Genomic DNA, 12,664 nt, shown 5'->3' on the forward strand with positions numbered 1-12,664 from the left:
GCGCGTCGCCTGAATCCGTTGCGACGCCGGCACTCAGTGCGCCGGCTGCAACGGGTCGCTGCCTATCTTGGACAGCAGGATAACCGCCTGGGTGCGGCTGTCGACGCCGAGCTTCTGCAGGATGGCCGAGACATGCGCCTTGATCGTCGCCTCGGAGACGCCGAGTTCGTAGGCGATCTGCTTGTTGAGCAGGCCCTCGGCGAGCATGCCCAGCACGCGGGTCTGCTGCGGGGTCAGCGCTTGCAACCTCTTGATCAGGTCCGATATTTCGGGATCGCGCTCGACGCCGAGATCGACGCCAACCGGAGCGGCTATGTCGCCGGCCAGCACCGACTGCACGGCGTTGCGGATCTCTTCCATGCTCGCCGATTTGGAGATGAAGCCGGAGGCGCCAAGATCGAGCGCACGCCTGATGGTCGCAGGATCGTCATGCGCCGAGACAACGATCAGCGGCACCGCCGGATGGATGCCGCGCAGCGAGATCAGGCCGGAAAGGCCGCTGGCGCCCGGCATCGACAGGTCGAGCAGCACAAGATCGACATCCTCATTGGCCACGACCAGCGCCTTGGCGCTTTCGAAATCACCGGCCTCGTGGATGGCGGCGACATTGCCGATGCCGGCAAGTGCCTCACGCAGCGCGCCGCGAAACAGCGGGTGATCGTCGGCGATGACGAAAGAATAGCCTGACGGCAAATGTTCCTCCCCGAATCCCGTCGATGATTTTTAGCTTTTCGGGACCAGTCGGACGATTATGAGGGGCCGCGCGCTGTTTTCAAGCGGCAAAGCCGGCACGCCCCATTTTCACTGGTTTGGATGATCAGGTTTTCTGCGAGTTGAGCTGGGCGCCGTCGCCGTTATCCTTGTCCATATCCTTGACGATGCCCATGAAGCCCTTCAGGAAGCGCTCCATGTAGCTCATCGTCTTGTTGAAATCCTCCTCGCTCGGCAATTTCGATTCGAGACGGGCGGAGAGCGAATTCTCCAGCTTGGTGACGCGCTCATCCATTGCCTTCATCGAGGTCTGCAGGCGGTCGACCTCGTCCTGGAAGGCGGCGCGTTCATCGGCCGCCATCTTGCAGACGAGCTGGCCCGAACGCTCCTCGCAGAGCGACATGGCGCCGGTCTGCGTGTCCATGCGGACATAGCCGTTGGCGGACTTTTCCAGCCGGTAGCGATCGGTTTCTTCCGAATAGGCTGATACCGCGACCAGTGAAACGAGCGCGGCGGGGATCAAAATGTGGTGCAGACGCATGTTGTCCTCCATGGCCAAGGCCTGAAATATCGCATGTTTGCGCCGGAAATGGGGAAGACCCTTGGCGTGGCCTTCCCCGCTCGACTGGTTCGGACTATAGCGCAACCATGTCTCAGTTTATCTACAAGATAACCCCGCAAGCGCCTTGGCGCGAGGCCGAAGCCAATGGCCGCTTTACCGGGGCGCCGATCGATGTCGCCGACGGCTTCATCCATTTCTCGACGGCGGCGCAGGTCCGGGAAACGGCGGCAAAGCATTTTTCCGGCCAGACAGACCTTCTGCTCGTCGCCGTTGACGGCGCCAGCCTGGGACCCGCCCTGAAATATGAGGTCTCGCGCGGCGGCGCGCTGTTTCCGCATCTTTACGGCGTGCTGGAGCTCAAAGCCGTCAAGTGGGTGCGACCGCTGCCGCTTGGTGCCGACGGTACCCACCTCTTCCCGGCGCTGGAGGCCGAATGAGCGTGCTCGACCGGCTCGGCCAGAAGCTGCTGTTCACCTTCGATCCGGAAACCGCGCACGGCCTGTCCATCGCGGCGCTGCGCTGCGGACTGCCGGTCGGCGCGCGGACGGTGCACGATACCAGGCTGAAGGTCAGCCTTTGCGGCCTCGATTTCCCCAACCCGCTCGGCATGGCGGCCGGCTATGACAAGAACGCCGAGGTGCCGGACGCGCTGCTTGGCCTCGGCTTCGGCTTTGCCGAGGTCGGCACGGTCACGCCGCTGCCGCAGGCCGGCAACCCGAAGCCGCGCATCTTCCGGTTGACGGCGGATGAAGCGGTGATCAACCGGCTGGGCTTCAACAATGAGGGCCATGCGGCAGCCGAAAGACGCCTTGCCGCCCGCAAGGGGCATTCCGGCATTGTCGGCGTCAACATCGGTGCCAACAAGGACAGCACCGACCGCATCGGCGACTATGAGCGCGGCGTCGTCCGCTTCGCACCCTATGCCGGCTATCTGACGGTCAACATCTCCTCGCCCAACACGCCGGGCCTGCGCAACATGCAGGCGCGCGAGCAGCTCGGCGAGCTTTTGTCGCGGGTCATGGCCGCACGCGCCACGGCGTCCGCGCAGCCGCCGGTCTTCCTGAAGATCGCGCCGGATCTGGTCGAGGCCGAGTTGGAAGACATCGCCGCCGAGGTCACCGAGAAAAAAATCGACGGCGTCATCGTCTCCAACACCACGATTTCGCGGCCGCCGCTGCGCAACACCGACGCCGCCGGCGAGACCGGCGGACTTTCGGGAAAACCGTTGTTCGAACGCTCGACCATCGTACTGGCCAGGATGCGCAAACTGCTGGGGTCGGATATCGCCATTATCGGCGTCGGCGGCGTCGATACCACGGATGCGGCGCTGGAAAAGATCCGCGCGGGCGCCGATCTCGTCCAGCTCTACACCAGCATGATCTATGCAGGGCCGGCACTGCCGGGCCGTATCGTCGCCGGCATGGCGCGCTTTTGCGAGACGGAGCGCCTGAAGTCCATCCGCGCGTTGCGCGACAGCCATCTCGATCAGTGGGCGTCAAAGCCGCTCAGCTGAACGCCGTCCGCAGCCGCAGCCGCAGAATCGCCAGCAGGCTGAAGCCCCGCGTCAGCAGGAAGACGTGAAGTGCCGCCCACAGGCCATGATTGCCGAAGGCAGGCGCGAGGGTCAGCAGCGCGACGGTAAAGACGAGAAATGACAGCAACATCATGTTGCGCATGTCGCGCGACCATGTCGCGCCAATGAAGACACCATCCATCTGGAACGCCAGCACGCCGCTCAGCGCGGTGAATGCCGCCCAGGGCAAATAGATGTCGGCCACCGAGCGAACCTCCTGCGATGTCGTGACGACGGCGACCAGATCGGCACCAGCCGAGAGCAGCACCAGCGTCGCGGCGCCAGCCAGCCCGAAACCCCAGAACAAGGTCAGCCGCACCGCCCGCCGGAAGGGCTGCTCCGCACGTGCGCCGACGGCACGGCCCGCGAGCTGTTCGGCGGCGGTGGCAAAACCGTCGAGGAAATAACCGGCGACGAGGAAGAAGTTCATCAAGACCGCGTTGGCGGCCAGCGTCACCGTGCCGAACTGCGCACCTTGACGCGTGAACAGCGCGAAGGCGGCGAGCAGCGAGAACGAGCGGATCATGATGTCGCGGTTGAGCGACAGCATGCGCAGGAAGGCGCTCATGTCGAGCAGACGATGGCGCGGCAGGGACGGGGTCGAGCGGAAGCGGAGCACCACGATGGCGAGACCCAGCAGCATGGCCAGGAATTCGCCGGTGACGGTCGCCCAGGCGACGCCGGCAACGCCCCAGCCGAGCTTCAGGCCAAGCAGGAAGCAGAGCGCGATGTTGATGCCGTTGAGCACCAGCTGCAGCACAAGGCCGAGCCCACCCTCGCCACGCCCCAGCACATAACCGAGGATGGCATAGTTGATCAGCGAGAAGGGTGCGGCAAGCAGCCTGATCCTGATGTAGACGCCCATCGCCTCGCTGACGCGCGGTTCGGCGCCCATGAACCACTGGCCACCGACGGCGATAAGCGGTGAAAGCGCTGCCAGCACGATGCCGGCGACGACCGCGATCAGCACGGCGCGCCAGAACACCGCCTGTTCCTCCAGCGCGTCGCCGCGCCCGAAAGCCTGGGCGACGAGACCGGTGGTGCCGGAGCGCAGGAAATTGAAGGTGGTGAAGACGACACTGAACACCAGCGATCCCGCGGCCAGGCCACCGAGAAGGGCCGCGTCGCCGAACTGCCCGACAACCGCCGTGTCGACAAGGCCGAGCATTGGCGTGGTCAGATAGGCGAGCGTCATCGGTACCGCTATGGCGAGCACGGAACGGTTGGTGACGACAAAAGATCTGGCGTCGGCTGGGATTGCACCCTTGTCCAAGGGATTGCTGCCTTGCTGATTGATGCTTGATCGAGGAGCCGATGTGCCCCATTTTCCGGCCACAGCGCAATCATTCTTCCCGCGATGGCCAACCGAAATCCCGGTCTGGCGTGAGCCCGCCGGATTCCGTTCATGCCCCTGCAGATCGTCCACCATCCTGACTACGACGCCGGCTTCGCTGCCAACCATCGCTTCCCGATGAGCAAGTATCCGCTTCTGATGGAGGCCTTGCGCGCCCGCGGCCTGGCCGGGCCTGACGCGCTCAATACAGCGGCCCCGGCACCGGCATCATGGCTGAAGCTTGCCCATGCGGCCGACTATGTCGACCAGGTCATCGGCTGTTCGGTGCCGGAAAAAATCGAGCGTGAGATCGGTTTTCCGGTCGGCCCGCGCGTTTCGCTCCGCGCGCAGCTTGCCGCCGGCGGCACGGTGTTGGCTGCACGACTTGCCTTGCGCCACGGCATTGCCTGCAACACCGCCGGCGGCAGCCATCATGCGCGGCGCGCGCAAGGTGCCGGCTTCTGCACCTTCAACGACGTCGCCGTCGCTTCGCTGGTGTTGCTCACACAGGGTGCGGCACAAAACATCCTAGTCGTCGATCTCGATGTGCATCAGGGCGACGGCACCGCGAATATTCTGGGCAACGAGCCACGCGTGTTCACCTTTTCCATGCATGGCGAGCGCAACTACCCCGTGCGCAAGATCGCTTCCGATCTCGACATTGCACTGCCCGACGGCACGGGTGATGCCGCCTATCTCGAAAGGCTGGCCACGATCCTGCCGGAGCTCTCGGCCCAGCTGCGCTGGGACATCGTTTTCTACAATGCCGGTGTCGATGTCCATGCCGAGGACCGGCTCGGCAGGCTGGCGCTTTCCAATGACGGCCTGCGCGCCCGCGACAAGATGGTCATCGGCCACTTTCTCGCGCAAGGCATTCCGGTCTGCGGCGTCATCGGCGGCGGCTATTCCACGGACGTGCCGGCGCTTGCCGCACGGCATGCCCTGCTGTTCGAGGTCGCCTCGGCTTACGCCTAGCCCTCTGTTTTAATGCAATTCCGAACGGAAAACCGTTTCACACTTTTCCTGGAATTGCTCCAAGTCACTTCCGGTAGTTGGCGATCCTGAGCAGGATGAAGGCCGGCACGACGATCGCGGCACCGAGCAAGATGTAGCCAAGGAAGCGGTCGATGGCGTGGAAGCCCAGGTTCCAGAGGTCGATGAAGAATTTCTGGATGCCGTAGAACACATCCATCGGCGACCAGCCGAAGGCATTCATGACAAGGCCAACGAGGAACGACACCACCAGCAGCTTCAGGATCACCCTGAGCGGCGAGTCGCCGAGAAAGCGCGTCAGTGCGGACAAGGCCGTCTCCCGATTGAGATGCCCGGACTCATGGGCACGGCCCAGAGATACGTGCTTGGCGGCCATCCATCAAGCCAGCGCGGTCTGTGCGCCGAACCGGGTGCGTCAAGCCGGCATCCGTTGCTAGCTTCCGACGGCCGCGGAAAATCCGCACCGCTGCAGCATCTAGCCGAGCGGTGAACCAGGCCGTGGGGCTTGCGAAAGTCCGCAGTTCTTAAATATCGGTAAACAAGATCGTTTTAATTTGTTGAAAATAAAGCACAAAATGGTCATTTTCGAATTTTGCGCAATGTGCGTGCAATTTTCACCTGCGAGACATCAGGCCTCTTTCAGGTGACTGGTTGCGCTGCGCTCTGACCCCCTACCACAGCTGGCGAACGCCAGTTTCAGGACCGTGCAACAGTCCCTGGAAGACACCAAATCGGAGCCCGACCGCCCCAGAGGTCACGCTCCCCGGGGAGTTAACCTGCGTACCGATTTGCCGGATGCGCGTTTGTGTTGGAGTAATGCTCGTGTCCTCTCAAGCAAAGATCGTCCTGACGGCCGGTGTCCTTGGCATCTGCCTTCTCGGGCCGGCGATGGCCACCGACCTTTCACCCACCTACAATGATCCCCCCGCCTTCCAGTGGAGCGGCGCCTATGTCGGCGTCCATGGCGGCACGGCATTCACGAGGATGCCCAATCCGTTCGCCGACCGAAATGGCTTCAGCGGCGGCGTTCAGGCCGGCTACAACCAGCAGATGGGTCCCGCGGTTCTCGGCGCCGAGATCGAAGGCTCGTATCTCGGCGGCGCCGAACACGACGTCCAGGGCGGCAAGATCAAGGAGAAATGGCGCGGCGCCGCCAAGGCCAAGGCAGGCGTGAGCTTCGACCAGACGCTGCTGTTTGGCACCGGCGGCGTTGCCCTGACCAAATTCGACAAGGGCGACAACGTCAGCAGCGCCGACGGATGGAAGGTCGGTTATCTCCTCGGCGCCGGCATCGAGCAGGGCTTTGCCGGCGGACTGTCCGCCAAGGTCGAGTACGACTATGTCCGCACCCCGGGCGTCGAGACGACATCGGCTCTCGGCACGTCCAAGACGACGATCGGCAGCCATAAACTGAAGGCCGGCATCAACTACCGGTTCTAGAGCGGGCGAATTGGATTGCGCGGTGGCCGCAGGGGCATCGCGCAATCCCTGTGTTTCGATGCGCGCCGGTACCCCGGATGGCCCGGCCTTTTTCGACAATGGATCCATTTCCGCGCTTCGTTGCAATGTCGATGCAATCTTCGCGATCTAGGTCCCGCGCGTAACTTTCATGATGGGAATCTGTTCCGATATGTCCACGCGTGGCGCCGGCCTCCCGATACGGGCTCCGAAGATAGTCTTCATCGCAATCGCGCTAGCGCTGGCGGGCTGCGCCTCCGACATCATGAAGAATTATGTCGGGCAGCCCATCGAATCGGTCATCCTGGATTACGGCCCGCCAACCGCTGTCGTCGATCTTGGCCAGGGCGAGCGAGCCTATCAGTGGCGCAATGTGTCGACGTCGGCGGTTTCCGGGACATCGAGCGGCGAGGTTCGCCACACAAAACACGGAACCGTCTATGAAGAGACCGAGACGCCCGGCTATATCGAGCGTCAGGAATGCTTCTACACATTCTACGCCCGCGCTTCCGGCGGCCGCTGGTTCATCACCAATTTCCGCCAGCCCAAGCTGGAATGCGAATGAATTGCCGCGGCCGCAGGTCCCGACCGGCCGCGGATAAAGGAGAATATTTATGCGCGTCCTGTTGATCGAGGACGAACCGGAAATGGCCTCCGTGCTGAAGGCCGCGCTCGAGCGCCTGGACATCATCGTCGACCATGCCGCGACATTGGCCGATGCCGAGGCGGTGGCGCGTCTGGGCTATCACGACGCCGTGGTGCTGGACCGCCGGCTGCCGGATGGCGACGGTCTCAGCCTCATACCGCGCCTGCGTGCCTTGCACTTGGATGTGCCTGTCATCGCGCTGACGGCGATGAGCGGGTTGGACGACCGGGTCGCCGGGCTCGATGCCGGCGCCGACGACTACATGGTCAAGCCCTTCGCCACGGTGGAACTGGTCGCGCGGCTTCATGCCTTGCACCGGCGCGCGTTCACCTCGCGCGCCAACCAGACGATGGTCGGCCGCCTCACCTATGATTTCCGTCACCGCGAGGCGCTGGTCGAGGACCAGGCGCTCGATCTGCCGCGGCGCGAAAGGCTGGTGCTCGAGACGCTGATCCGCCGGCCGGGCCGAACCATCATGCGCAGCGCGCTGGAGGAGGCCGTCTACGCGCTGGACGACGAGATCGGCTCCAATGCGCTCGATGCGCACATTTCGCGGCTGCGCCGCAAGCTCGACGATGTCGCCGCCGGCATCGATATCCGGGCGATCCGCAACCTCGGCTATCTCTTGCGGGCGGCCTCGTGAAGGAGGTCCGCACGCGCTCGCTGCAATGGATCCTGGTCCGGCGGCTGATCCTGCTGCAGCGGCGACGCTGCTCATCTTCATCGTGCTTTGCGCGGCCGCGTTGTGGATCGCCAATCCGCGCCTTTTGATCGACAACGAGGCTGCTGTCGCGGCGGTCAAGGATGCGGTCGACCGGGACAAGGATGGCAGGCTGATCGTGCGTGAAACGGAGGAACTCACCGCGTTTCGCGAGGGCTTCCCCAATGTCTGGTACATCGTTCGCGATGGCAGTGGCGAGAGCGTGCGCTCGGGCAACGTACCTGACATCTACACCAAAAGCTTCGGCGACCTGCTTGGCGGGGCCGATCACGCCACGATCGGATTCTCCGACAAGGACATGCGGCCGGAAGCCTATATCGAAAACGCTTCGACCAGGGCCGGCACGGTGCAGATCATCGCCGCGACACAGTCGTCGCGCCAGCAGACCGACGGCCTCGAAATCAACATTTCGGCCACCGTCGAAGTCGCTCGCAATCCCGACGGCAGCAGGAACTGGGAGCGCGCCCTGCCGGCACTCGCGGTCGTGATCGCGATCCTGCTTCTGCCGATCATCCTCGTCATGGGCGCGACGACGCTGGTGACGACGCCAGCCGTGGTGCGCCGATCCTTCGTCGGCCTTGTCGAAACGGTCCGCCAGGCCGCGCGCATCGACATCGGCACCCGCGCCATGCAGCTGCCGGTCAAGAACGTGCCGCAGGAGATCGCGCCGCTGGTGCACGCCTTCAATGAGGCTTTGGCCCGGCTGGCGCAGGGTTATGATCGGCACAACCGCTTCGTCACCGACGCGGCGCATGAGCTGCGCACGCCGATCGCCATCCTGCGCACGCGCGCCGAACTCTTGAAGCAGGAGCCGCAAAGCACGCGACTGCTGCATGACATCGAGCGCCTGTCGCATATTGCGCAGCAACTGCTCGACCATCAGCTGCTCGACCGCCCGACGGACCAGCGCCAGATCGTCGACCTCCGCGACCTGGTCAGCCGGGTCGCCGCCGACTTCGCCCCGCTCGCCATCGAGGCCGGCTATGACCTTGCCTTCGAGCCGCCACCCGGCAAGGCCGAGGTGGAGGTTAATGTCCTGCAGATCGAGCGCGCGCTCGCCAACCTGGTGCGCAACGCCATCGAGCATGGCGGCGGCAGCGGCACGATCACGATCGCCATCGACGCGACCGGAGGCATCGAGGTGCGCGACGAGGGTCCGGGCATTCCCGCGGAAGAGCGCGGGAACGTGTTCGAGCCCTTCTACCGCTTGCAGCCGCAGTCGCGCGGGGCGGGGTTGGGACTGAATCTTGCCCGGCAGATCGCGCTGCTGCATGACGGCACGATCCGGATCCTGGCGGGTTCATGGCGCGGCGCCCGCATCCGCATGGAGTTGCCGGTGCGTTCGTGACGGTGCCGAGATGCATGACGGTCGGCCGGCCAATGGCAGTTCTTCCCTCTGATTTATCTGTTTTCTAACCAATTGCCGCTATTGCCATTGCAAGAGCGGGAGCCAGGCTTTGGTGGGAACGGGAAAAATCGGCGCGCACCGCGCGCTCATGCTGTCGGTTGTCGTGCCATGCTATAACGAGCGCGATGGCGTGGCCGAGCTTCACCGACGCGTGAGCGCCGCATGCCTTGAGCAGAACGCTTCCTACGAGATCGTGCTCGTCATCGACGGAGCGACCGACGGCACCCGCGAAGCCATTTTCGAACTGGCCGAAAAGGACGACCATGTCGTCGCCATCGACCTTGCCCGCAACTACGGCCATCAGATCGCGCTCAGCGCCGGGCTGGAATTCTGTCGCGGCGAGCGCATTCTCATTCTCGACGCCGACCTTCAGGATCCGCCCGAACTGCTCAGCGCGATGATGGCCAAGATGGATGAAGGCTTCGACGTCGTCTACGGCCAGAGGGTGAAGCGCGACGGCGAAAGCTGGTTCAAGCGGGCTTCGGCCTCGATGTTCTACCGATTGCTCGGCCGGATGGTCGATGTCGAGATCGCGTCGGACTCCGGAGACTTCCGGCTGATGAGCCGCCGTGCGCTCGACCATCTGAACGCGATGCCCGAACGCTACAGGTTCATTCGCGGCATGGTGAGTTGGATCGGCCTGAACCAGGTCGCCTTTCCATATGAGCGGCACCGGCGTTTTGCCGGCACCACTCACTACCCGCTGAAGAAGATGGTTCTTCTGGCGGTCGACGCGATGACCAGCTTTTCGATCGTGCCTTTGCGGTTTGCCTCGCTGCTGGGGATGATGTTCGGACTGCTCGGCATGGTCGTGCTTGGCTATACGCTGTTCGAATGGTCCAGGGGCAACGTTGTGCCCGGCTGGACGAGCCTTGCCGCGATCATGCTGATCATGGGCAGCGTCCAGCTTCTGGTGCTTGGCATCTTCGGCGAATATCTCGGCCGCATGTACATGGAGACGAAGCGGCGGCCGCTGTACTTCGTCAATGAGATCGTTTCGCGCGACCAGCCCACCAGGGACAGCGACCTACCCATCCATCGCCTGCAGGAGATGGCGAAAGGGTCGCGCCTGGCTGAGGCGAAGGTCGACCGGATGCAACCGAAACGGCGTGGGCGGCATGCGGTCGGCTCTTCCATCTGATGTCTCGCGGATGCTGCGCTTTGGCGCTGTCGGGCTTCTCAACACGGCGCTCGGATATACGCTGATCCTGGCCGGGCTGGCGCTGGGCCTTGGCGATATCGTTTCCAATGCGGCAGGCTATGCCGCTGGCCTCACCCTTGGTTTCTCTCTCAATCGCCGCTGGACGTTCGGACGTGCAGGCGGCTTTCGCCCCGGCGCGGTTGCTCGATACGCGATGACCTTCGTCGTTGCCTACGGCGCCAATCTGGGCATCGTCATTGCCGCCATGTCAGCCGGCTTCATCGAGAACCCGTTCGTCCACCTGGCGGGAAACTGCCTCTACTCGGTCATCTTCTATCTCGGTTCGGCCCGGTTCGTCTTCGTCGGCGCGGATGATCCTGACGCCTTCGCCGCGACGAGCGCGAAATGGCCCGGGAGCCGTGACATGAACCAGGCCACAGCAGTCGTGACGGCGACCCCGTCACCCGGAGCCGTGACATGAACCAGGCCACAGCAGTCGTGACGGCGACCCCGTCACCCGGAGCCGTGACATGAACCAGGCCACAGCAGTCGTGACGGCGACCCCGTCACCCGGAGCCGCAACATGAGCCAGGCCGCTGCAATCGCCACGGCGACGCCTTCGCTGGGCGACGCGCAACGCATCAGGCTGATATTCTGCCTTCTGTGCGCCTGCATCGTGGCTTGTGTGCTCAGCGCCCTTGCCAGCGCGATCCTGCAGGATCCCGACAATTGGTGGCAAGTGAAAGTCGGCCTGGACTTCCTGGAACGCGGGACGTTTCCGCTTGTCGATCCCTATTCCTATACGTTCGGCGGCCAGCCCTGGATCGCCAAGGAATGGCTGGGACAGGTCTTTCTGGCGCTTGCCTACCGCGCGGGCGGCTGGAATGGCGTCGTCGCACTGATCATCGCCACCGTCGGCCTGACGGTCTTCCTGATGGGATGGTTCCTCAGCGCATGGCTGAAGCCGATACTGGCGATAGGGCTGACCTTCGTGATGGCTTTCCTGATCGCCCCGATCTATACGGCACGCCCCCACGTCTTCACCTTGCCGATCATCGTCGCCTGGACGGCAATGCTGTTTGGCGCCGCGCGGGAAGAAAGGGCTCCACCCCTGTGGCTGCTCATACTTGTCGTCTTGTGGGCCAACCTGCACGCCACATTCACCCTGAGCTTCGTCATCGCCGCCTTTGCCGGGCTTGGTCTGCTGGCGCGCTCGGGCCTGTCGAAACCCGTTCTCCTGGCGAAATGGGTGGCTTTCGGCCTGCTCTGCCCAGTCGTGAGCCTGATGCATCCCTATGGCGTGAAAGCCATCCTGGCGACATTCACCGTGGCCTATGGCAACGAGGCGGTGCCACTCATCCTGGAGTGGCGGCCGTTCAATGCCCAGGAGCAGATCTTCGAGGAAGCGGTGATGCTGTTGGCGCTTTTCGGGCTTCTGGTGTCGAGGCTGCGGATCGGCTGGGCCAAGGCGCTATTCGTCGTCTTCGCCTTGCATGTCTATCTCACCCATCTGCGATTTGTGTATCTGCCCTTCCTGCTGATTCCCTTGGTGATCGCCGTCGAGGTCGCACAGCAATACCCTTCGCTCTCAACCACGACCTGGCTGGTGGAAAAGCGTGACGGGCTGGAAAAATTCTTCGCCAACCGGTTCTACGCTGTCTGCGGCACCATGGCCGTCTTGCTGGTCGCGGCGGCAGCAATCCTCGGCAATGCCTATCAGGTGGCACCGAGCCCGAAGACATCCGCCAGCGGTGCCCTCGCATTCGCCGGGGAACACCACCTGTCGGGCAACGTGCTGAATTCCTACAATTTCGGCGGCACACTGATCTTTCACGGCATCAAGACTTACATCGACGGCAGGACAGATCAGCTGTTCCTGGGCGGTTTCACGAAAACCGATGACGCAACAGGGCGCAGCGACGGAAAACCACTGCTCGAGGCCCAGTTAAAGAAATACGCCATTGGCTGGGCACTGCTTACAGCCGACGACACCCGCATCCCCTTCTTCGCGGAGTTGGGCTGGAAGCGGGCCTATGCGGACGATTATGCCGTGATCTACCTGCCCGGCACCTGATCTACAGCGTCCCGAGGGGCCGGCGCAGCCGGCACCCAAACCCC

General features: G+C 63.5%; 14 protein-coding genes. 10 read left to right on the forward strand and 4 right to left on the reverse strand.

The features are described 5' to 3' along the window. Positions 1–33 precede the first annotated feature (33 nt). Together MesoLj_RS35755 and MesoLj_RS35760 are read right to left on the reverse strand one after the other, a co-directional pair. Positions 34–693 (reverse strand): response regulator transcription factor, encoded by a 660-nt coding sequence (locus MesoLj_RS35755; protein ID WP_140775350.1) that lies wholly within the window; start codon positions 691–693, stop codon positions 34–36. Positions 694–817: 124 nt separating this feature from the next. Beyond that, entirely contained in the window at positions 818–1,252 is a 435-nt protein-coding gene (locus MesoLj_RS35760; protein ID WP_140775351.1) for a hypothetical protein, read from the reverse strand. Between the two features lie 107 nt (positions 1,253–1,359). On the opposite strand from MesoLj_RS35760, the gene MesoLj_RS35765 reads away from it, so the two are divergent. Further along, positions 1,360–1,710 (forward strand): DUF952 domain-containing protein, encoded by a 351-nt coding sequence (locus MesoLj_RS35765; RefSeq protein WP_202324602.1) that lies wholly within the window; start codon positions 1,360–1,362, stop codon positions 1,708–1,710. Continuing rightward, complete coding sequence (locus tag MesoLj_RS35770; RefSeq protein WP_202324604.1) at positions 1,707–2,786, forward strand: quinone-dependent dihydroorotate dehydrogenase; 1,080 nt, start codon at positions 1,707–1,709, stop codon at positions 2,784–2,786. Before MesoLj_RS35765 ends, MesoLj_RS35770 begins: the two co-directional genes overlap by 4 nt. On the opposite strand, the gene MesoLj_RS35775 is transcribed toward MesoLj_RS35770, so the two are convergent. Further along, the gene (locus MesoLj_RS35775; protein ID WP_202324607.1) at positions 2,779–4,119 is read right to left on the reverse strand and encodes an MATE family efflux transporter; all 1,341 of its coding nucleotides are present in this window, start codon (positions 4,117–4,119) and stop codon (positions 2,779–2,781) included. The two genes, MesoLj_RS35770 and MesoLj_RS35775, sit on opposite strands and share 8 nt — an antisense overlap. A 132-nt stretch (positions 4,120–4,251) precedes the next feature. On the opposite strand from MesoLj_RS35775, the gene MesoLj_RS35780 reads away from it, so the two are divergent. Beyond that, positions 4,252–5,154, forward strand: a complete 903-nt coding sequence (locus MesoLj_RS35780) for a histone deacetylase family protein (RefSeq protein ID WP_202324609.1) — start codon at positions 4,252–4,254, stop codon at positions 5,152–5,154. A 64-nt stretch (positions 5,155–5,218) separates the two neighbouring features. Here the strand turns inward: MesoLj_RS35780 and MesoLj_RS35785 are convergent, their stop codons facing one another. Continuing rightward, a complete protein-coding gene (locus MesoLj_RS35785) occupies positions 5,219–5,482 on the reverse strand; it encodes a DUF6460 domain-containing protein (protein ID WP_027047739.1) in 264 nt (87 codons plus the stop codon). A 512-nt stretch (positions 5,483–5,994) separates the two neighbouring features. Here MesoLj_RS35785 and MesoLj_RS35790 point away from each other — a divergent pair. From MesoLj_RS35790 to MesoLj_RS35820, 7 genes are all read left to right on the forward strand, one after another. Next, positions 5,995–6,612, forward strand: coding sequence for an outer membrane protein (locus MesoLj_RS35790; protein WP_202324611.1), 618 nt, complete (start codon positions 5,995–5,997; stop codon positions 6,610–6,612). Between the two features lie 190 nt (positions 6,613–6,802). Continuing rightward, a complete protein-coding gene (locus tag MesoLj_RS35795) occupies positions 6,803–7,195 on the forward strand; it encodes a hypothetical protein (RefSeq protein ID WP_202324613.1) in 393 nt (130 codons plus the stop codon). 49 nt (positions 7,196–7,244) lie between these two features. Continuing rightward, a complete protein-coding gene (locus MesoLj_RS35800; protein ID WP_202324615.1) occupies positions 7,245–7,919 on the forward strand; it encodes a response regulator transcription factor in 675 nt (224 codons plus the stop codon). A 25-nt stretch (positions 7,920–7,944) separates the two neighbouring features. Then, the gene (locus tag MesoLj_RS35805) at positions 7,945–9,345 is read left to right on the forward strand and encodes a sensor histidine kinase (RefSeq protein WP_244735254.1); all 1,401 of its coding nucleotides are present in this window, start codon (positions 7,945–7,947) and stop codon (positions 9,343–9,345) included. Between the two features lie 112 nt (positions 9,346–9,457). Beyond that, the gene (locus MesoLj_RS35810; protein ID WP_244735255.1) at positions 9,458–10,546 is read left to right on the forward strand and encodes a glycosyltransferase family 2 protein; all 1,089 of its coding nucleotides are present in this window, start codon (positions 9,458–9,460) and stop codon (positions 10,544–10,546) included. Between the two features lie 10 nt (positions 10,547–10,556). After that, positions 10,557–11,027, forward strand: a complete 471-nt coding sequence (locus tag MesoLj_RS35815) for a GtrA family protein (RefSeq protein WP_244735256.1) — start codon at positions 10,557–10,559, stop codon at positions 11,025–11,027. 102 nt (positions 11,028–11,129) lie between these two features. Then, the gene (locus tag MesoLj_RS35820) at positions 11,130–12,620 is read left to right on the forward strand and encodes a hypothetical protein (protein ID WP_202324619.1); all 1,491 of its coding nucleotides are present in this window, start codon (positions 11,130–11,132) and stop codon (positions 12,618–12,620) included. Positions 12,621–12,664 lie beyond the last annotated feature (44 nt).

The sequence above is a fragment of the Mesorhizobium sp. 113-3-9 genome (assembly GCF_016756515.1).
Classification (GTDB): Bacteria; Pseudomonadota; Alphaproteobacteria; order Rhizobiales; family Rhizobiaceae; genus Mesorhizobium.

What these genes read in the sequence shown, in the direction of transcription:
- MesoLj_RS35815 (WP_244735256.1), top strand. Translation starts at nt 10,557, where the DNA reads ATGCTGCGCTTTGGCGCTGTCGGGCTTCTCAACACGGCGCTCGGATAT.
- MesoLj_RS35780 (WP_202324609.1), top strand. Translation starts at nt 4,252, where the DNA reads ATGCCCCTGCAGATCGTCCACCATCCTGACTACGACGCCGGCTTCGCT.
- MesoLj_RS35770 (WP_202324604.1), top strand. Translation starts at nt 1,707, where the DNA reads ATGAGCGTGCTCGACCGGCTCGGCCAGAAGCTGCTGTTCACCTTCGAT.
- MesoLj_RS35805 (WP_244735254.1), top strand. Translation starts at nt 7,945, where the DNA reads ATGGATCCTGGTCCGGCGGCTGATCCTGCTGCAGCGGCGACGCTGCTC.
- MesoLj_RS35765 (WP_202324602.1), top strand. Translation starts at nt 1,360, where the DNA reads ATGTCTCAGTTTATCTACAAGATAACCCCGCAAGCGCCTTGGCGCGAG.
- MesoLj_RS35760 (WP_140775351.1), bottom strand. Translation starts at nt 1,252, where the DNA reads ATGCGTCTGCACCACATTTTGATCCCCGCCGCGCTCGTTTCACTGGTC.
- MesoLj_RS35795 (WP_202324613.1), top strand. Translation starts at nt 6,803, where the DNA reads ATGTCCACGCGTGGCGCCGGCCTCCCGATACGGGCTCCGAAGATAGTC.
- MesoLj_RS35800 (WP_202324615.1), top strand. Translation starts at nt 7,245, where the DNA reads ATGCGCGTCCTGTTGATCGAGGACGAACCGGAAATGGCCTCCGTGCTG.
- MesoLj_RS35820 (WP_202324619.1), top strand. Translation starts at nt 11,130, where the DNA reads ATGAGCCAGGCCGCTGCAATCGCCACGGCGACGCCTTCGCTGGGCGAC.